This is a genomic window from Homoserinimonas sedimenticola, from assembly GCF_026094475.1.
Lineage (GTDB): Bacteria > Actinomycetota > Actinomycetes > Actinomycetales > Microbacteriaceae > Homoserinimonas > Homoserinimonas sedimenticola.
Map to the genome: position 1 here is coordinate 1,277,128 of NZ_JAPELL010000001.1, position 19,401 is coordinate 1,296,528.

Genomic DNA, 19,401 nt, shown 5'->3' on the forward strand with positions numbered 1-19,401 from the left:
TCAATCCGCAGAGTTTCTTACCAGCGGTAGTGCGAGAACGCCTTGTTGGCCTCGGCCATCTTGTGAGTGTCCTCACGGCGCTTGACCGCGGCACCGAGACCGTTCGACGCGTCGAGGATCTCGTTGGTGAGGCGCTCGGTCATCGTCTTCTCACGGCGGCCCTTGGCGTAGGTCGTGAGCCAGCGGAGCGCGAGCGTGTTCGCGCGGTGCGGCTTGACCTCGACGGGCACCTGGTAGGTGGAACCACCGACGCGGCGGCTCTTGACCTCAAGGGTGGGGCGCACATTGTCGAGGGCCTTCTTGAGAGTCGTGACCGCATCCTGACCGCTCTTGGCCTCGACCGCCGCGAGCGCGTCGTAGACGATGCGCTCGGCGAGAGACTTCTTGCCGTCGAGGAGGATCTTGTTGACGAGCTGGCTGACGATCGGAGCGCCGTAGACGGGGTCGATCGCGACGGGACGCTTAGGAGCGGGACCCTTGCGAGGCATTACTTCTTCTCCATCTTCGCGCCGTAGCGGCTGCGAGCCTGCTTGCGGTTCTTGACGGCCTGCGTGTCGAGGGCGCCGCGAACGATCTTGTAGCGAACACCGGGGAGGTCCTTCACACGACCACCACGCACGAGCACCATCGAGTGCTCCTGCAGGTTGTGGCCCTCACCGGGGATGTACGCGGTGACCTCGGTGCCGTTGGAGAGCTTGACTCGGGCGACCTTGCGAAGCGCCGAGTTCGGCTTCTTCGGGGTCGTGGTGTACACACGCGTGCACACGCCGCGCTGCTGGGGGTTGGCCTTAAGGGCGGGAGCCTTGGTCTTGACGACCTTCGGCGAGCGACCCTTGCGGACCAACTGCTGAATAGTTGGCACTGCTTACTCCTTGGATATCCTGCACGGTGACAGTTGTTGCTTGACGCATCCCCCGCTCTCCCGAAGTCCGGGAAAAGCCGTGATGCTTGCGTGACCCACCCGAGAAGACAGGACGAACCCTGCATTCATAAAGTGGTGGGTATGCCGTGGGAGCCCGGCGCGACCGTGAGGCCGCATCCGAAACTCGATTCCGGTTGGTGGCAGTACCTGCGAACCCCCGTCGCCGAGACGACATGCGGGCGCGCACAGCAAAGCGCACACCTATAAAAGGATAGTCGCCGGTAGTTATGCGGTCAAATGGCGGTAGCGCTGTAGCGGGCGCGGTTCTCGGCGAGCTCCCGCTCATATGCCGCCTGCGCCTCCGCGTTGCGCGCCTTCACCTTCTTGCCCCGCGCGGCGATCGCCAGCCCGAACCAGACGGCGACCTCGCGCGCGACGATCGCCGCGATGACCATGGGCGCGCTGAGCACGACACGGATCCACGTCTCCTGCGCCTGCGCAGGGGTCATCGCGACCACGTTCTCGAGCAGGAGGATGATGCCGCTTGAGGCGAAGTAGGTCGCGGCTGCGACCGCAAGACTGCCCAGCACCCAGGCCCACCAGCCGGCGCGGTTGATGATGAGGACGGCGATCACGAAGACGACGGCGAAGACGATCGTGGGCACAAGGAACCCGCTGGAACCAAAGAAGCGCGCGAGGTCGAAGGACTGGCCGGCGCCGACGTAGACCAGCGCGGTGATGAGGCTGTAGAGCAGGCCGAATGCGATCGCCCCGAGCACGGCGAACACGATGCCGAGACCGCGGTTGCCGCGCTTCTTGGGCGGAGTGGGCGCTGTCACGTATACGGTCTGCGGTGAGGGCGCCGGGGACGAGCCGGCGACAACGGGGTCTGCGACCGGGTGGGCGGATGCCGCCGGTGCGGATGCCGCGGGCGCGGCACTCTCGTCCGCGGCCGTCCCCGCGATGCCGTGTGGCAGCGGCGCCGCCTCGGCCGCCGCCGTGGGCTCGTGCCGGGGGGCCTCGGCATCGTCACTGGCAGGCGCGGACGCCGGCGGTTCGACGAGGGGTTCCGGTTCGACGAGGGGCTCTGGCTCGGCGCGCGGTGCAGGTTCCGCCGGCTCCTCCGTGAGGCCCGAGTCCGCGTCAGCGGGAGTGGGAGCATCCGTCGCGGAGGTCTCCACGCCCGTCTCAGGGGCACCCGCAAGCTGATCTGCGACATCCGATGTGGGTCGCTTGTCGTCGGGGACGTTGCTCATGGGACTCCTCACCGTCGGCTCGCCGTGGCGAACGCCCGGCGCGTGGCCCATGCTAGCAACGCCCCCGAATGCGGGACAGGCGGCGTGCCGATCAGTTGGCGCTGACCGTCTCCCCCGGAACCTGCTCCGACTCGGGCGACGGCACCACCGCGGATGCGTCGCGGAGGATGAACAGCTGACCCGTGAGAGTAGCTGTCGAGGGGGCATCCGCAGCAAGGAGGCCGTCCGGGAGAGCCACATCGTGGATCAGGACGTAACGCTGCGTCGCCTGCAGCCTCGAGATCGCGTCAAGCACGCCCGCGTGGGCGCCCTCGATCTCAAGCGTCACTGAGAGCGTCAGGAAGTTGTCCGGTGAGACGCTGCCGAGTGCGGCTTGAAGCTCCGCGTTGTCGGTCTGCGCCTCGGAGGGGACGTACAGCTCCGGTCCCTCGAAGCCGACGACTCGAGCCGTCACACCCGCTGCTGCAGCCACCGCCTCGACCTCGCGGAAGTAGTCCGGGAAGCCGCTGTCTGCGGGGAACGCCGCGCGCAGCTCGTCAAGCTCCTCGAGCAGGGCCGGAAGCTCCGCGTCAAGCTCCTCCAGCCGCTTCAGCGTCGCCTCATGACCTGCGTTGAGCGTCTCGACAGACTCGCGCTCCGCGTCCGCGGCCGCAGCCTCCGAAAGGCGGGGGCCAATCCCCACAAACCAGGTGCCGGCTAGAAGGGCGACGATAACGACGACAGCGACGAGCATGCCGAGTCGAGCACTTGTGTTGTTCACTGCTGGACCTCCTCGCCGGACTCACCGTCGGCTGATTCACCCTCGCCTGACTCGCCTTCGCCTGCCGAGCTCTCGAAGTACAGGAGCTCGCTCGCACCCTCGTCGAGGTGCAGCGAAAGCTCAATCGTGTAGCGTGCCGCCTCATCGAGCTGGGCCTGACTGATGGTGTAACCCGCGAACCCGCGGAGCGACTCAACGTTCTCGAGCCAGGCCGCGATGTCGGAGAGGGAGGCGAAGTTGCCGGTAAGGACGATGGTTCCCGTGCGCGGTGCCTCGACACCCTCCTTCGGGACGGGAGGAGCCTCAATGGCCGTGACCGAATCGATCGACACATTGGTGATGACGCCGTCGCCGGGCAGAGTCTGGACGACGGCCGCGAGGTACGGCACCCAGAGCACCTCTGGGGCCGAGGCCACGAGCCGAGCATCCTTAGCCGCCTCGACTGTCGCCGAAACCGAACGCGCCTCGGAGTACTCGGACTGCTGGCGGAGAAGTTCCGTCGTACGGTCACGCTCGATGTCGAGGTTCACCTGGCTCGCGATCGCGAGAGTGGTGGTAGCCGCGTAACCAGCCACACACACCGCGATCACCACGATGACGAGCATGACGAGCCCACGGATCGTGCGTCGGGTCTGCTTCTTCTGCCGGATCTCGGGCGGCAGGAAGTCGATGCGCGGCTCTCCGCCGACGGTCACGACGTTGTCCTTTGCGCTCATGCCTTGCTCCCCAGGGCGAGACCGAGAGCCACGGAGTAGCTGTCGGAGTTACCAATGCCCGATTCAGCCGTCTTCGCGACCTTTACGCTGCTGAAGGAGTCGTGGGCGACGACCGAGACGCGCGTCAGCTCGAAGAGCGCCGATGCGAAGCCCGGAAGGCGGGAGGCTCCTCCCGTGAGCACGATGCGCACGATCGGGTCATTGGGGTGGGAGTTCACGAAGTAGTTGAGCGTGTTGCGCAGGCCGTTGAGCAGCTGACCCGTGGACTCATAGATGACCTCGATTGCGGGGCGATGCTCAGGGGCGGCACCCGCCGTGATGATGCCTAGCCCTCGCTTGACCTGCTCTGCGAGGTCGCGCGTCATATCGAGCCGCTCGACGAGGGCGTTCGTGATGTCGTCGCCGCCGGCGGGGATGATGCGCACGAACTGCGGGATGCCGTTGGTCACGATGACGACGTTGGTCGTCGTCGCCCCGATGTCGACGAGGGCGGTCGTGCCCTGGGCGTTCTCGCCGCGCACGTGGACGCGCGTCAGGGCGAACGGAATGAGGTCCACCTCGACCGGGGCGAGGCCCGCGAGTTCGACGGCGTTGACGTTGGCCATGACCGCCTCCTTGATGGCGGCGACCAGAAGGCCGTGAATGACGGGGCCGTTCTCGCTATCTGCCTCAGAGACGGGGTAGAAGTCGAGCAAGGCATCCGCGACAGGCACGGGAAGCATCTCCTGCACCTGGAACGGCAGGGACTCACGGATGCGCGCAAGCGGCATCCGAGGAACCGTGAGGTCTCGGGCGAGCACACGCTGGTTTCCCATGCCGAGGGCGACCGACTTGCTCTTGAAGCCGCCCTCGCTCCACAGTCGCTTGAGGCTGGCGGAGACCGTGTGCACCTCGAGGACATCGCCGCTCTTGGCGGCACCCTCGGGGAGCGCGACCTCGTGGAAGCGCTCGATTGTGGGGCGCGCTCCCGCAGGATCGAGCACCTCGACGGCGCGGATCGCATCGTTGCCGATGTCCACTCCGACAATTCGTTTGGCCATAGTTCAGCCTTCCCCCAATACCTGCCCCGCGCTCACGCGAGGCCGAAAAGCGACAGATACGACTGCCACAGGATCTCCCCCATGAAGATCCCCACCCAGGCGCCCCCCAGCATCCAGGGCCCGAATGGAATTCCACTCTTGCGGTTCACCCTGCGAAGCGCAAGTAGAACTATCGAAAAGAGACCCCCCAGAACGAAGGCCGCGAAGGCTCCCACGAGCAGGGCGCCCCACCCGATCCAGGCGAGGTAGAGGCCCAGCACACCCGCGAGCTTGACGTCTCCGAGGCCCATGCCGCCGGGGTAGGCGAGCGCCATCACGAGGTAGGCGGCGAACATGGCCGCCATCCCGATCGCGGCACGCAGGAGTGCGGCCCAGTCACCCGCGAACACAGAGGCGATGAAGAGGAGCACCGCGCCGACGACGTAGGCAGGCAGCACCAGTCGATTGGGGAGGGTGTGCGTGTCGAGGTCGATGAGGGTGAGGGCGACCGAAATCGCCGCGAGGTAGAGGAACGCCGCGAGCGTCGCGAGCTGTGCAGGTAGTGCATGCGGCGGCACGGGACCGATGGGGCTCAGCACCCACGCCGTCACTCCAGCGAAGAAGAGGCCCGTCAGCGCCTCGACCAGCGGATACCGAGGCGAAATGGGCTCGCCACAGTCCCGGCACCGTCCGCGGAGGGCCAGCCAGGAGATCACGGGCAGATTGTCGTACCAGCGGATTGGGTGGCCGCACTTCGGGCAGGCGCTGCCGGGGTGGCTGAGCGACTCCTTGCGCGGAAGGCGCCACACAACGACGTTGAGGAAGGAGCCAATCAGGAGCCCGAGCACGCCCGCGAGCACGATGATGGTGGCCGCTACCACGGGGTCAGCGGCCAGCGCGAGTGCTGTCATCGATAGGTGCCATCGGCACTGAAGACGGGACTGATCTCGATCCAGATATTGACGCCATACGTCGAGGTTACGGGCGAGAGGAACTTGGGCGGTGCCTTGTACTTGAAGCGGTCATCGTAGACGTAGTTCTTGAGGTAGCCCGTCTCCCAGCCGTTGGAGTAGGACGCGCCGACGGCGCCGCGGAACTTCTGCGCGATTGCGCCGTTGACGGTCAGCGTGCCCCTGATGCCAGGGTCCTTCTCATAGTTCTGCACCATGAACGTGTGTTCGAGCGAGAGGATAGCGGCGTCGATGCGGTCGACCACGCTCGCCCCCGTCAGGAGAGCGTTGTAGTTGCCTATGTTGCTACAGTCGCTGCTACAGCTCATCGGATTCCACACCCAGACGGCGTTGCGCCCGATGAGTCCAAGCATGTCATTGTCTGCGTCGTCGTATCTGATATCACCCACTACGTAGATGTAGTTCTCCGCTCCCACCGTCAGCGTGGTGCCGCTCAGTTCGCCCGAGATGAAGACGTCGCCGTTGCGGCATCCATAGGAGGCATCCGCGCCCGTTCCCGAATCGGGCACTCGCTCGTTGCTGTGCTTGGGGTACCCGACAGCGTTGGTCGAGATGCGAGCGCCGTTGCCGGAGCTCGCGTACTGCCTACACTGCGAGCTGTTGTAGGTCGTCGCCGACGTGCTCGAGCCGTTCGCACCCGAGGTGGGGATGTTCTGCACGTAGATCACGTTGTTCTCGGGCACGGCGACGGTCGCCCCTCCACTCGAGCGGAGGGCGGAGATGGTGCCGCACGCGTTGTTGGTGACCCCGACGGAGAGGTCTTCACCCTGAGCATTCGTGTACTTGGTCCACGGCGACTTCACCGTCATGGTGCCGTCCGAGTTGAGGGTTATCTCGGTCGGGCCAGTGTAGAGGCAGCCCGGCGTCACGACCCCCTCGGAGGCCAGGTCGGTGCGCGTTTGCCGTGCAAGATCCTTATTGGTGTCGGGCATCTCGATGCTCGCATCCGTCACCGGCGGGCCCTGCTCCCACACGGGCGCGCTCGCACAGTCACCGTAGCCGAGGAAGTCGTAGTTGGCGGTGGGATCCGCGGTGGTCACCTTGCCCTTGAAGGTCGCGCCACAGGTGCGGATCGTGTCGTTCGTGTGCAGCGGACCGTCGATGACGTCCCCGTCGGCGAAGCGGATGAGGGAGCAGTCATCGCGGTCGTTCCACGACGTCTCCTCCCAGCCGTGGATTACGTTGCAGGAGGGCCGGTTGGTGACCTCGGGGTCGCCGATCTCATAGTCGGTGAAGTAGAGGAAATCGATGAAGCCCGTCTGCTTGAGGTCGGCGACGAGGGACCGGGTCGAATCGCCCACCTTGCCCGTCACGCGGACCTTGATGATTCCCGTCGTGCCGTAGACCTCGTTGCTGACTTCGTAACGGAACTGCGCCTCACCATCGCTGCCGGCTACGGTCGCCCAGGTTCCCGTTGCGCCAAGCCCGAATGCGGGGTTCTCCTGGCCTGCGGGTGGCAGTTCGACCCCGGCTGCACCGCCGTCCGGATTGCTGAATTCCGACGCGGGGTTCCCATAGCGCAGGTAGTCGGGATCGTCGGCAAGGCGGCTCTGGTATTCCTCGATGCCCGCGTATGCGGCAGCGAGGGCAGCGTTCCAGTCGCGATCGTTGCCGGACTTCTGCAAGCCGCCGACGGCGAAGGACACGGCAGCCACCATGAGCAGCGCGAGTACGGCGCTGATGCCGATGACCATGACCATCGCGATTCCGTCGTCGCCGCCCGCGCGCAGGCGAGCCCTCAGTAGTGTCAGCATCTACAGCTCCAGCCGGGAGATTCCGAGGTTGGGAAGACCCACGCGGTTTGTGATCGTGACCGGATCGGCCCGCTCTGTAATGTCCGCCTGCACCTTCATGCGCACCTCGACGACCGCGATCTCGCCGAAGAGGGAACTACTCACTCCTCCCGAACCGATCGAAATCTCCTGCGGTTCGCCCGCAACGATCCGGTAGTAGGTGAACAGGCTCGCCTCACCGCCAGCGGGGACAACGATCTTGCGGGCGATGACGCGGGACGAATCGGGCGTGCTGTTGAACACCCAGGCGCCGGGCACGGTGGGATGCGGGGTCGAGAGCCAGCGGGTCTCGACGAGATCCCGCGTCGCGGGGTCGATCGCGAAACGGACACGAAGGGGGCGCGGCGTGGAGGAGCTCGTATCGATGTAGGCGTGAAGCGTCACCGACTCCTTCTTCGCCTCAGCGAAGACCGGCAGGTCATTGCCGGAGGCCTGGGGCACGAGGGTGCCGGCGCGGATGATGCGCGTCACCTCGTTCATGCCTACCGCCGCAACATTCGTGCTATCGGTTGCGGCTCGCTCGCGCATGAAGGCCTGCGACACTGTGACCACGAGAGTGACGGCGAGCGTCGAGACGATGCTGAAGAGGAACATCGCGACGATGAGTTCAGGCAGACTGAAGCCTGCCTCGCCGGAGCCGCCACGCATGAGGCGCGTCCTGATCCTCGCTAGCATCACGGCGCCCTCGGGTCGAGCACGATCGTGGTGCCGCTCAGGCTGTCGCCACCCGTCACCGTGATGCGGCTCGATGTGACGAGCGTCGAGGTCGACCCCGCGCTCGTACCCGTGTAGAGCTGCCACACCCCATAGGGCAGGGCGATGGTCGCCGAGTTGGCCGAGTTTGAGAGCGAGTTGAAGCGATAGCTGAGGTACGGCGTGCCGGAGCCGTTGACGGCGCACTCGGCGTCGGGGTTGACCGGTACCGCGGTGATGTAGCGATTACGGTCGCCGCTGGACCAGGAACCTCCCCACCAGCTGCCCGAGTATGTCGCGAACCCACTCAGACTCACCCGGCGCACGGGGATGTCGATTGATTGAGTGCCACCGGGGGCAACCGTCACGACGGGCTGCCGCTCACCGGCAGAGTGGGCGGCATCCTCCGGCCACCACTGTGGGTCGATCGCTTCGCACTGGGTGGTGTCGCCAGCGACGACGGCGTAGCCGTCGGGAAACGGGTAGACGGGCATTGTCGAGGCGCCGTTGTTCTCAACCGCCACGACACCATAGGTGCTGATCGTCGTCGCGTGCATGTTGGCGGGCAACTCACTCGACGGCACGTCCACGCCGTCCGCCACGAAGTCGACATCGAGGTTACCGGCGACGGCAATCGTGAAGCTCGAGGCGACGGAGGCTCCTGCAATGACCGACGCGCTCTTGCTCGGCGTCGTGTCCTGATTGACATCGATGTAGCCCCCGCCCGTGGAGATTTCGACGTCGTAGGTTCCCGGCGGGATGCGCAGAAGGTAGGCGCAGCCCTGGGAGTCGGTGGTGCCCGTGTAGAGCGTGCCGGAGGGCGAACCGCTCGCTCGCGCGCTCACCGCGATGCTGCCGATCCCCGCACCGTTGAGGTCGGCGACCGAGACCATGATGGTGCCAAGTGTCGGATCGTTGAGTCGCTCATTGGGGTTGAGCAGCGTCGTCGACTCGACGCTTCGGCGATTGTCGCCGCTGCCCCACTCGACCGTGACAGTCACCGACTTGTATTTGAGGGTGCCTCCGCCGGCACCGCAGGTCTCCAGCTCCCCCTCGGGGTTGGTCACCCAGTCGGCCGTGCGGGTGATCGTGTAGACCTCGCTGTTGAGGCTCACCTCGCGAGCCGGGTCGCCCACGCCGGGAGCGTCCGTGACGGCGAAGACGTCCTCGACGTCCCGCACGAAGTCGATCTCCTGGGCGGCGAGGTTCGCGGCGACCTGACGGGCGCGCGAGTCGCGGGTCACCACGAGGACCTGCATCATCGAGTAGATGACGCCGGTCGCAATGAGGCCGAAGATGAACATCGCGACGATGACTTCAATGAGCGAGAAGCCCTCATCGGCTCGCGCGTCAAGTCTTTGGCGAATCGCCCTAATCATCCTTCACCCCCCGGTTGCGGATCTCGTGTTGCCCGAAGACACGAATGCGGGCCGCCGCCGAAGCGACGGCCCGCATCAAGCGCTACCCGAGCTTACGGGCTGACGATCACGCCGTCGGTGCTGTTGTAGGTCCAGGTGTCGCCCGTGCGCTGAGCGTGAACGCCCTGGAGCGCGTAGCCGGAGGCGTCCGGCGTGCCGGTGATCGTAATGGTCACGTCGTCCGTGGGGTTGAAGCCGTAGTCCGTCAGGTCATCGTCGGTTCCTGCGCCGCCCGACACCTGCATGCTGGCGTAGGAGCCGTTGTGGTCAACTGCGTACTGCTCCGCGGCGATGGCCGCGTTCTTGAGGTCCGATTCGACCTGCGAAGCCCATGCGCCCTGGCGCTGGTTGAGGAACGCCGGAATGGCGATCGCGGCGAGGACGCCGATGATGAGGATGACGACGAGGAGCTCGATCAGGGTGAAGCCCTTCTCGCCGTCCTCGCGCTTCTTGGCGATTGCGTTGTTGATCGTGGTGATCATGATGATCTCTTCCTGTCTGTGGATACTGCGGACAGGTGGCCCCCCAAAAAGTTCAGACCCCCTGTAGAGAATTCTTGCGGATGCCGCACCCCTCCGGAATACCCCCGAACGGGCAAATCCTCAGCAACATGCCCCCAGTTGTAGGGGTGCAAGTTTGGGCACAGGCCCGCGCGGCAATTTGCCGCTCGCAGCACCTACTGAATCTGCTCGAAGATGCTGAAGATCGGCAGGTACAACGCCACGATCATGCCGCCGACGACCAGGCCGATGATTCCGATCATGAGCGGCTCGATGAGCGCGGTCAGCTGCTCCGCCGTCGCCTCGACCTCCTGGTCGTAGAAGTCGGCGATCTTGTTGAGCATCGTCTCGAGCGCACCGGAGTCCTCGCCGACAGCGATCATCTGGGTCACCATCGACGGGAACACCGGCTCGAGGGCGAGCGGCCCGGCGACCGACTTGCCGGAGCGCACCGAATCCGCGACCTTCTTGAGCGCGCCCTCGATCACAGCGTTGCCCGAGGCCTCCCCCACGATGTTGAGGGACTGCAGGATCGGCACGCCCGCGCCCATCATCGTTGCGAAGTTGCGGCTGAAGCGCGCGATCGCGACCTTGGCGAAGAGCGGCCCGAAGACGGGGATCTTGAGTTTCAGCGGGTCGACGACGTTGCGCACCCTCTCGGTGTTCTTGTTGGCGCGCCACCAGAACACGAAGATCACGAGCAGCACAAGCCCCAGGGGGCCCGCCCACACCATGTTCTTCGAGAGCAGCACGAGGAACTGGGTGGGCAACGGGAGGTCGCCCCCGAGATCGGCGAACATCGTCTCGAAGACCGGCACGATGAAGATCAGCATGCCGATGACCGCAACGAAGGCGATGCACAGCACCGCGATGGGGTAGGTCAGCGCCGACTTGATCGTCGCCCGCAGCTTGACCTCGTTCTCGTAGTTCTCGGCGATCGATACGAGCGTGTCCTCAAGGAAGCCGCCCGCCTCCCCCGCGCGCACCAAATTGATCAGCAGCGGGGGGAAATGTTTCGGATGCTTCGCCATTGCCGCCGAGAGCGCGAAACCGGCCTCGACATCCGATTGAACGATCGCCAGCGTGCGCCCGAGTGTCTTGTTCTCCGTCTGCTCCGACAGGATCGTGAGCGTGCGGATGAGCGAGAGGCCCGAGGAGGTCATGGTCGCCATCTGGCGCGCCATGATTGCCAGATCCTTGAGACCTACGCCCTTCTCCATCCCCGGGATGGAGAGCTCCTTCTGCAGGCCCGTGCCGCCCGTGGCCTCCTCAATCGAGAGCGGGGTGACGTTCATCGCTCGCAACTTCGAGGTTACGGCGCCTTCTGACGCACCCTCGAGCCGTCCCTTGACGACCTTGCCCGCAGCATCCCGGCCACGGTACGCGAACTCGCGCGTCGCGGTGGCCATCAGCGCTGACCCGAGTAGGCGTCGCTGAAGTTGAGGCCGTCACTCATGGTCGCCCCGAGGGCACCCGTCGAGTCCACGCGGGTGACGAGGCGCTTGAGCGTCTCGTAGTCGTGTGCCTTCTCGACCGCCGACTCGAAGGAGATCTGTCCGCTGTTGACGAGGTCGGCGAGGTGCTGGTCCATCGTGTGCATGCCGACCTCGCGGCCCGCCTGCATGGCCGAGTGCACCTGGTAGGTCTTGCCCTCGCGGATGAGGTTCGCGACCGCGTGGGTCGCCATGAGCACCTCGGTCGCGACGACACGGCCCTTGCCGCTCGCCCGCTTGACGAGGGTCTGACAGACGACACCCTGCAGGGTCGCGGCCAGCTGAGCGCGCACCTGGTTCTGCTGGTGCGGCGGGTAGACGTCAATGATGCGGTCGATCGTCTGCGGCGCATCCTGGGTGTGAAGGGTCGCGAAGACGAGGTGGCCGGTCTCGGCTGCCGTCAGGGCCACCGAGATCGTCTCGAGGTCACGGAGCTCGCCGACCAGAATGACATCCGGGTCCTGACGCAGCACATGCTTGAGCGCGGCCGCGAAGCTATGGGTGTCGTGACCGACCTCGCGCTGGTTGACGAGCGACTTCTGGTTGGCGTGGAGGAACTCGATGGGGTCCTCGACCGTCATGATGTGGTCGCTGCGCGTCTTATTGACGAGGTCGATGAGCGCGGCGAGCGTCGTCGACTTTCCAGAACCGGTCGGACCCGTCACGAGCACAAGTCCGCGCGCAAGCTTCGCGAAGGAGCCGATCGACTCCGGCACGCCGAGGGCCGAAAGCGGCTTGATCTCGGTCGGGATGAGACGGAACGCCGCACCCATGTTGTGCCGCTGCTGGTAGAGGTTCACACGGAATCGCGCGTTCTCCGACAGCGTGTAAGCGAAGTCGAACTCCAGGTGCTCCTCGAAAGCCTCGCGCTGCTTGGGTGTGAGGATGCTCGTCAGCGCCGACGTCACCTTGTCCCGGCTCCAGACCGGGGCATCCTTGATCGGCTTGAGCGCGCCATCGACACGGATCATGGGCGGGGCGCCCGCTGAGATGTGAAGGTCGGAGCCGCTCGTCAGCAGCACCTGCTGCAGCGCCGCGTCCAAATCGGGATCGGCGTCGAGCGAGGTGTCGCGCTTCGAACCGAAACCGGCCGGTACGGATGCCGCGGCCTCCGTCTGCTGCGGTGCGGGTACGGCGGGCGCGGCCTTCGCCTCGGGCAGCTTTGCGTCCGGCTGCTTCGCCTCGGGCTGCTTCGGGGCCTCGGGCTGCGCCACTGGGGCCTTGGGCGCCGCCGGCACGACGGGGACAGGACCCGGCAGCGTGTGCACGGTCGCCTCCGAGGGGGCGGATGCCGCGGGCGGAGGAGTCGGGGCCGAAGCGGGCGGGTGCGTGGCGGGTGCCGCGGGCGGAGGCATGGTGGCCGACACCGACGAAGCTGCGGCCGGAGTAGTCGGGACGGCCGACGGTGCGGAGGCTGCGGGCGACGCGCTTGGCTGCGGGGCGGGTGCGCTCTGCGGGGCGGGTGCACCCTGCGGTGCGGATGCGCTCACCTGAGGCGGGGTCGCCGGGGCGGGCTGCTGCGCCGCACGCGCCGCCGCGCGCGATCCAGGCGCGGGAGCCGCAGACGGAGCGGGCGCCGCCGCTGAGCTCGCCGGGGCTGAGGGTGCCGATGCGGAGGGCGCCGCTGCGGCAGACGACACAGAGGCCGTCGCGGCCGGCACTGCGGGCGGCGGAGCGCTAGCGACAGCGCCGGGCACGCTCGCCGCACCCGAGGGTGCCGCGGTCGCGGGCGACGGCGCGGGCATGCTCGAGAGTGTCGCCGCCGAGGGCGCCGCCATGGCGGATGCTCCCGCCATCGCCGGCTCGGGAGCCGACTGTGTCACGGGCGCCTGTGTGGGCGCAGGCAGGTTCTGCAGGAAGTCCGCCATCGACTCCGAACCTGCTCCCGCGGGCGCGGAAGCCTGCGCGGGCGGCACGGACGAGTCGAACTGCGGCACGAGGTTCACCTGCTCCTCAACAGGCTGGTAGCTCGAGGGCAGGTACCCCGGCGGCTCGTACATCGGCTCCTGCTCCGGGGCCTGCCCGTTCGGTGCCGCATCGATCGACGCCGAAAGGTCGTAGACCGGATCATTCATGTGCTTCCCCCTTGCTCACTGCCACCGGCGCGTCCGCCGGCCCTTGTCCCGCCACAGGCTGTCCCCCGCCCATGACGTCACACCACCACGCGCAGAATCTCTTCCACCGCGGTGTGGCCCATGAGGGCCTTCGTCCAGCCATCCTGCCGCAGCGTCGCCATTCCCTGCGACACCGCGAGCTTCGAGATCTCGATGCTGGATGCTCGTGCCACCGCCAAACGCTCGATCTCCTCCGTCACGATCATGACCTCGTGGAGCGCGATGCGACCCCGGTATCCCGTGTTGGAGCAGTGCTGACATCCGACCGGCCTGTAGAGCATCGGCGCGGGCTTGCTCGGGTCGAGGAAGAAGCCCAGGTTGGCGAGGCCCTCGATCGTGCTCTGGTACTGCTCCTTGCAGCGGTCGCAGAGGCGGCGTGCGAGGCGCTGTGCGACAACCGCCTCGAGGGCCGAGCCGACGAGGAAGGGCTCGATGTCCATCTCGATGAGACGGGTGATCGCGGCGGGCGCGCTGTTGGTGTGCAGGGTCGAGAGCACGAGGTGACCCGTGAGCGACGCCTCGATCGCGATCTGCGCCGTCTCCTTGTCACGGATCTCACCGAGCAGCACGACATCCGGGTCGGAACGCAGGATGGAGCGCAGCGCCGCGGCGAAGGTCAGGCCCGCCTTGACGTTGACCTGCACCTGGCTGATGCCCTCCATGCGGTACTCGACCGGGTCCTCGACCGTGATGACGTTGACCTCGGGCTTCGCGACCGCGTGCAGTGTCGTGTAGAGCGTCGTCGACTTACCGGAACCGGTCGGCCCCGTCACAAGGATCATGCCGTTGGGCTTGACGAAGGAGCGGCGGTACTTGTCAAGGTTCGCGTCGAGCATGTTGAGGTCGCTCAGGCTCAGCGTCGTCCCCGAGTTGTCGAGGATTCGCATGACGACCTTCTCGCCCCACACCGTCGGCAGGGTCGCGACGCGGAGGTCGATCTGGCGGCCGCCGTGGTTGACCGAGATGCGGCCATCCTGCGGCTTGCGACGCTCCGCGATGTCGATGTCGGCCATGATCTTGAGGCGCGAGATGACGCCGTTCTGGATCGCCTTCGGCGCCCTCTGCACCTCGTGCAGCACACCGTCGATGCGGTAGCGCACGCCCATGTCGTGCTGGCCCGGCTCGATGTGAATATCGGATGCCTTGTCCTGGATTCCCTGGCCGATCAGCAGGTTCACGAAGCGCACGATCGGCGCATCATCCTGCCCCGGCTCGTTCTCGGCGAGTGCGAGCTCCTGCCCGCTGCTCTCCTCCTCCAGCACCGTCGTGAGCGAGTTGATCTCGCTGTCGGCGCGGTGGTAGCGGTCGATCGCGGCAATGAGGTCGGCGCGCTCCGCGACGACCAAGTTGACCTGCATGCGCACGGCCGCGCGCACATCGTCGATCGCGAAGACGTTGCCCGGGTCGACGACCGCGAGAGTCAGTGTGTTGCCGATGTTGGCGATCGGCAACACCTCGTGCCGGCGGCAGATCGCGGCGGGCACCTGCGAGACGGCCATCTTGTCGACGGGGTACTCGGTCAGCTCGACGAAGGGAAGGCCATGCTGAGCGGCCCGCGCCGAGGCGTAATCCTTCGCTGAAATGGTGCCGTCGGCGACGAGCTGGCGCACCATCTCGTCATCGCCCTTCCAACCGTCGACGACATTGTCGAGCGCCTCGATCGGCATGACACCACGGATGATGAGAATCTCGGTAAGAGATGACATAGAGCTGGACCCCCCTGCTTGCTACCGCCCCCGGTAAAGCTCCGCCCGTGCCGGAAGGCACGATCGGTCTTGTCAAATTACCCTACGGATGCCCGGATCGCCATACCCGCATTCGGGCCCCAATGGGGGACAACACGCCGCTGATTACGCAGCCACCACATCTAGTGGTCGGATGCCGCATCCGCCCCCAGACACGACGAAGGGCCCGCCACCGTGAGGTGACGGGCCCTTCGGCTGAGCAACCTAGTTGTAGGTGCCCGGCGTGAAGTCGTCCGAGCTGAAGCTGTCGAAGTCGACGAAGCTCAGATCCGCCTCGCTGAAGGACGAGTCGTCGGAGAAGATGCGGTTGGGGTACCGCTCCGCCTTCGCCTCCTCGGTCGCCTCGACCGACACGTTGCGGTACTTCGCAAGACCCGTACCGGCCGGGATCAGCTTTCCGATGATCACGTTCTCCTTGAGGCCGAGCAGCGGGTCGGACTTGCCGTCCATCGCCGCCTGCGTGAGCACACGCGTGGTCTCCTGGAACGAGGCGGCCGACAGCCACGACTCCGTCGCGAGCGACGCCTTCGTGATGCCCATAACTTCCTGACGGGCGGATGCCGTCTTGCGGCCCTCCGTCAGCGCGGCACGGTTGAGCTCGTTGTACCGCGAGCGGTCCACGAGCTCACCAGGGAGCAGCTCGGTGTCGCCGTGGTCGACGACCGTGACCTTGCGCAGCATCTGGCGCACGATGACCTCGATGTGCTTGTCGTGGATCGGCACACCCTGCGAGCGGTAGACGCCCTGCACGCCGTCCACGAGGTGCTGCTGCACCGCACGGACGCCGCGCACCCGGAGGACCTCCTTGGGGTCGACCGCGCCGACGTGCAGCTGCTGGCCGAGCTCGACGTGCTGGCCGTCCTCGACGAGGAGCGTCGCACGCTTGAGCACGGGGTACGCGATGGGCTCGTCACCGTTGTCGGGGGTCAGGATGAGCTTGCGGCTGCGATCCGTGTCCTCGATCGTGATCTTTCCGGCCGCCTCGGCGATCGGGGACGCGCCCTTGGGGGTACGCGCCTCGAACAGCTCGGTGACGCGGGGCAGACCCTGCGTGATGTCATCAGCGGATGCGACACCACCCGTGTGGAACGTACGCATCGTCAGCTGCGTGCCCGGCTCACCGATCGACTGCGCCGCGATGATGCCGACGGCCTCGCCGATGTCGACGAGCTTGCCCGTCGCAAGCGAGCGACCGTAGCAGACGGCACACACACCGGCCGCCGACTCACACGTGAGCACCGAGCGGACCTTGGCGTGCGTGATGCCCGCCTCGATGAGGTTGTTGATGAGCACGTCACCGACATCCTCACCCGCCTTCGCGATGACCGTGCCGTTCGCGTCGACCGCGTCCTCGGCGAGGCTGCGGGCGTAGAGCGAGTTCTCGACGTTCGCGTCGCGCACCAGCACGCCGTTGGCGTCAGGGGCTGCGATCACGAGCTCGAGACCACGCGACGTGCCACAGTCGTCCTCGCGGATGATCACATCCTGCGAGACGTCGACGAGACGACGCGTCAGGTAGCCCGAGTCGGCCGTGCGGAGAGCCGTGTCGGCGAGACCCTTACGCGCACCGTGCGTCGCGATGAAGTACTCGGCGACCGAGAGCCCCTCGCGGTAGCTCGAGATGATGGGGCGCGGGATGATCTCACCCTTCGGGTTCGACACGAGACCGCGCATACCGGCGATCTGTCGCACCTGCATCCAGTTACCACGGGCACCCGAGGTGACCATGCGGTTGATGTTGTTGTCAGCAGGCATGTTCTCCTGCATCGCGTTCGCAACATCCGCCGTGGCCTTGTTCCAGATCTCGATGAGCTCCTGGCGACGCTCGGCGTCGGTCGTGAGGCCCTTCTCGAACTGGCTCTGGACCTTGGCCGCCTGCTTCTCGTAGCCGCCGATGATCTCGCGCTTCGTGGGAGGCGTGAGGATGTCGGAGAGCGCCACCGTGACGCCCGAGCGGGTCGCCCAGTAGAAGCCGGCGTCCTTGATGCGGTCGAGCGTCGCCGCGACCTCCACCTTGGGGTAGCGCTCGGCGAGATCGTTGACGATCGCTGAGAGCTGGCCCTTGTCGGCGAGAGCCTCGACCCAGGGGTAGTCCGCCGGCAGCGCCTCGTTGAAGAGCGCGCGACCGAGGGTCGTCTCCTTGAGCTCCGAACCGCCCTCGAACTTGTCGCCCTCCAGGCGGATGCGCACCTTCGAGTTCAGGTGCAGCGAGTGCTGGTCGAACGCCAGGATCGCCTCCGCGATCGACGAGAACGCACGGCCCTCACCCTCGCCACCCTCGCGGATGGTCGTGAGGTGGTGCAGGCCGATGATCATGTCCTGCGTGGGCAGGGTGACCGGGCGGCCGTCAGAGGGCTTGAGGATGTTGTTCGACGCGAGCATGAGCACGCGAGCCTCCGCCTGCGCCTCAACCGAGAGCGGCAGGTGCACGGCCATCTGGTCACCGTCGAAGTCCGCGTTGAAGGCGGCACACACGAGCGGGTGAAGCTGGATGGCCTTGCCCTCGACGAGCTGCGGCTCGAAGGCCTGGATGCCGAGGCGGTGCAGCGTGGGTGCGCGGTTGAGCAGCACGGGGCGCTCGCGGATGATCTCCTCGAGCACATCCCACACCTGCGGCCGCGAACGCTCCACCATGCGCTTCGCGCTCTTGATGTTCTGCGCGTGACTCAGGTCGATGAGGCGCTTGATGACGAACGGCTTGAAGAGCTCGAGCGCCATCTGCTTGGGCAGACCACACTGGTGCAGCTTGAGCTGCGGACCCACGATGATGACCGAACGGCCCGAGTAGTCGACGCGCTTGCCGAGCAGGTTCTGGCGGAAGCGACCCTGCTTGCCCTTCAGCATGTCACTGAGGGACTTGAGGGCGCGGTTGCCGGTGCCCGTCACGGGGCGGCCACGACGACCGTTGTCGAACAGCGCGTCGACGGCCTCCTGCAGCATCCGCTTCTCGTTGTTGACGATGATCTCGGGCGCACCGAGGTCAAGCAGACGACGAAGACGGTTGTTGCGGTTGATCACACGACGGTAGAGGTCGTTGAGGTCGGAGGTCGCGAAGCGGCCACCGTCGAGCTGCACCATGGGGCGAAGCTCCGGCGGGATGACCGGGACGACGTCGAGCACCATCGCGGCGGGCGAGTTGCCCGTCTGCAGGAACGAGTTGACGACCTTGAGTCGCTTGATGGCGCGGATCTTCTTCTGGCCCTTGCCGCCGGCGATCTGCTCGTGCAGGTCGTCGGACTCGGCCTGGAGGTCGAAGGTCTCGAGGCGCTTCTTGATCGCCTCGGCGCCCATGAACGCCTCGAAGTAGATGCCGAAGCGGTCCTGGAGCTCGTGGAAGACGCTGTCCTCGGGCTTGAGGTCGCCAACCTTGAGCGTGCGGAAGTCCTCCCACACGCGCTCGAGCTGGGCGATCTGCTCGTCGAAGGACTTGCGCGTCTGCGACATCTCCTTCTCGGCGCCATCCTTGGTGCGACGCTTCTGGTCGGCCTTCGCGCCCTCTTCCTCCAGGGCGGCGAGGTCGGCCTCGAGCTTCGCGAGGCGGTCGGCGATGCGCGAGTCGCGCTGCTTCTCGAGCTCGGCGATCTCGAGGCGGATCTCGTTCTCGAGGCCGGGCATGTCGTCGTGACGACCCTGCTCGTCGACCGAGATCACCATGTAGGCGGCGAAGTAGATGACCTTCTCGAGGTCCTTCGGAGCCATGTCGAGCAGGTAGCCGAGGCGGCTCGGCACACCCTTGAAGTACCAGATGTGCGTGACAGGCGCGGCGAGCTCAATGTGGCCCATGCGCTCGCGGCGCACGGAGGACTTGGTGACCTCCACGCCACAGCGCTCACACACGATGCCCTTGAAGCGCACGCGCTTGTACTTGCCGCACGAGCACTCCCAGTCACGGGACGGGCCGAAGATCTGCTCTCCGAAGAGGCCGTCCTTCTCCGGCTTGAGCGTGCGGTAGTTGATCGTCTCCGGCTTCTTGACCTCACCGTGCGACCAGCGACGGATGTCGTCGGCAGTCGCAAGGCCAATACGAAGCTCATCGAACGTGGTTACGTCGAGCAATTTCT

At 66.2% G+C, this 19,401-nt stretch carries 15 protein-coding genes; all 15 read right to left on the bottom strand.

What is annotated here, in order from left to right:
* Positions 1–17 precede the first annotated feature (17 nt).
* Positions 18–488, bottom strand: a complete 471-nt coding sequence (gene rpsG / locus OH146_RS06000) for a 30S ribosomal protein S7 (protein WP_265158438.1) — start codon at positions 486–488, stop codon at positions 18–20.
* Positions 488–862 carry a 30S ribosomal protein S12 gene (rpsL, locus tag OH146_RS06005; RefSeq protein ID WP_027692591.1) on the bottom strand — a complete coding sequence of 125 codons (375 nt, stop codon included), beginning with the start codon at positions 860–862 and terminating at the stop codon, positions 488–490. The genes rpsG and rpsL overlap by 1 nt, the downstream gene beginning before the upstream one ends.
* Positions 863–1,155: 293 nt before the next feature.
* The gene (locus OH146_RS06010) at positions 1,156–2,118 is read right to left on the bottom strand and encodes a hypothetical protein (RefSeq protein ID WP_265158473.1); all 963 of its coding nucleotides are present in this window, start codon (positions 2,116–2,118) and stop codon (positions 1,156–1,158) included.
* Positions 2,119–2,209: 91 nt separating this feature from the next.
* On the bottom strand, positions 2,210–2,878 hold the full coding sequence (locus OH146_RS06015) for a hypothetical protein (RefSeq protein WP_265158475.1): 669 nt from the start codon (positions 2,876–2,878) through the stop codon (positions 2,210–2,212).
* On the bottom strand, positions 2,875–3,594 hold the full coding sequence (locus OH146_RS06020) for a hypothetical protein (protein ID WP_265158477.1): 720 nt from the start codon (positions 3,592–3,594) through the stop codon (positions 2,875–2,877). The genes OH146_RS06015 and OH146_RS06020 overlap by 4 nt, the downstream gene beginning before the upstream one ends.
* Positions 3,591–4,634 carry a type IV pilus assembly protein PilM gene (gene pilM / locus OH146_RS06025; protein WP_265158479.1) on the bottom strand — a complete coding sequence of 348 codons (1,044 nt, stop codon included), beginning with the start codon at positions 4,632–4,634 and terminating at the stop codon, positions 3,591–3,593. Before pilM ends, OH146_RS06020 begins: the two co-directional genes overlap by 4 nt.
* 32 nt (positions 4,635–4,666) lie before the next feature.
* Positions 4,667–5,524: a prepilin peptidase gene (locus OH146_RS06030; RefSeq protein ID WP_265158481.1), complete on the bottom strand. Its 858-nt coding sequence runs from the start codon at positions 5,522–5,524 to the stop codon at positions 4,667–4,669.
* On the bottom strand, positions 5,521–7,338 hold the full coding sequence (locus OH146_RS06035; RefSeq protein ID WP_265158483.1) for a hypothetical protein: 1,818 nt from the start codon (positions 7,336–7,338) through the stop codon (positions 5,521–5,523). Before OH146_RS06035 ends, OH146_RS06030 begins: the two co-directional genes overlap by 4 nt.
* The gene (locus tag OH146_RS06040) at positions 7,339–8,025 is read right to left on the bottom strand and encodes a PulJ/GspJ family protein (RefSeq protein WP_265158485.1); all 687 of its coding nucleotides are present in this window, start codon (positions 8,023–8,025) and stop codon (positions 7,339–7,341) included.
* A gap of 26 nt (positions 8,026–8,051) precedes the next feature.
* Positions 8,052–9,449: a prepilin-type N-terminal cleavage/methylation domain-containing protein gene (locus tag OH146_RS06045; RefSeq protein WP_265158488.1), complete on the bottom strand. Its 1,398-nt coding sequence runs from the start codon at positions 9,447–9,449 to the stop codon at positions 8,052–8,054.
* A gap of 92 nt (positions 9,450–9,541) precedes the next feature.
* Positions 9,542–9,970, bottom strand: a complete 429-nt coding sequence (locus OH146_RS13905) for a type IV pilin protein (protein WP_308214942.1) — start codon at positions 9,968–9,970, stop codon at positions 9,542–9,544.
* Between the two features lie 194 nt (positions 9,971–10,164).
* The gene (locus OH146_RS06055) at positions 10,165–11,397 is read right to left on the bottom strand and encodes a type II secretion system F family protein (protein WP_265158490.1); all 1,233 of its coding nucleotides are present in this window, start codon (positions 11,395–11,397) and stop codon (positions 10,165–10,167) included.
* The gene (locus OH146_RS13715) at positions 11,397–13,556 is read right to left on the bottom strand and encodes a type IV pilus twitching motility protein PilT (protein ID WP_279348689.1); all 2,160 of its coding nucleotides are present in this window, start codon (positions 13,554–13,556) and stop codon (positions 11,397–11,399) included. The genes OH146_RS06055 and OH146_RS13715 overlap by 1 nt, the downstream gene beginning before the upstream one ends.
* A 77-nt stretch (positions 13,557–13,633) precedes the next feature.
* Complete coding sequence (locus OH146_RS06065; protein ID WP_265158492.1) at positions 13,634–15,301, bottom strand: GspE/PulE family protein; 1,668 nt, start codon at positions 15,299–15,301, stop codon at positions 13,634–13,636.
* Positions 15,302–15,544: 243 nt separating this feature from the next.
* A complete protein-coding gene (gene rpoC / locus OH146_RS06070; RefSeq protein WP_265158494.1) occupies positions 15,545–19,396 on the bottom strand; it encodes a DNA-directed RNA polymerase subunit beta' in 3,852 nt (1,283 codons plus the stop codon).
* Positions 19,397–19,401 lie beyond the last annotated feature (5 nt).

Bases quoted from the DNA above. Each gene is read 5' to 3' on its own strand.
- rpsG (WP_265158438.1), bottom strand. From the start codon at position 488: ATGCCTCGCAAGGGTCCCGCTCCTAAGCGTCCCGTCGCGATCGACCCC.
- OH146_RS06010 (WP_265158473.1), bottom strand. From the start codon at position 2,118: ATGAGCAACGTCCCCGACGACAAGCGACCCACATCGGATGTCGCAGAT.
- OH146_RS06020 (WP_265158477.1), bottom strand. From the start codon at position 3,594: ATGAGCGCAAAGGACAACGTCGTGACCGTCGGCGGAGAGCCGCGCATC.
- pilM (WP_265158479.1), bottom strand. From the start codon at position 4,634: ATGGCCAAACGAATTGTCGGAGTGGACATCGGCAACGATGCGATCCGC.
- OH146_RS06030 (WP_265158481.1), bottom strand. From the start codon at position 5,524: ATGACAGCACTCGCGCTGGCCGCTGACCCCGTGGTAGCGGCCACCATC.
- OH146_RS06035 (WP_265158483.1), bottom strand. From the start codon at position 7,338: ATGCTGACACTACTGAGGGCTCGCCTGCGCGCGGGCGGCGACGACGGA.
- OH146_RS06040 (WP_265158485.1), bottom strand. From the start codon at position 8,025: ATGCGTGGCGGCTCCGGCGAGGCAGGCTTCAGTCTGCCTGAACTCATC.
- OH146_RS06045 (WP_265158488.1), bottom strand. From the start codon at position 9,449: ATGATTAGGGCGATTCGCCAAAGACTTGACGCGCGAGCCGATGAGGGC.
- OH146_RS13905 (WP_308214942.1), bottom strand. From the start codon at position 9,970: ATGATCACCACGATCAACAACGCAATCGCCAAGAAGCGCGAGGACGGC.
- OH146_RS06055 (WP_265158490.1), bottom strand. From the start codon at position 11,397: ATGGCCACCGCGACGCGCGAGTTCGCGTACCGTGGCCGGGATGCTGCG.
- OH146_RS13715 (WP_279348689.1), bottom strand. From the start codon at position 13,556: ATGAATGATCCGGTCTACGACCTTTCGGCGTCGATCGATGCGGCACCG.
- OH146_RS06065 (WP_265158492.1), bottom strand. From the start codon at position 15,301: ATGTCATCTCTTACCGAGATTCTCATCATCCGTGGTGTCATGCCGATC.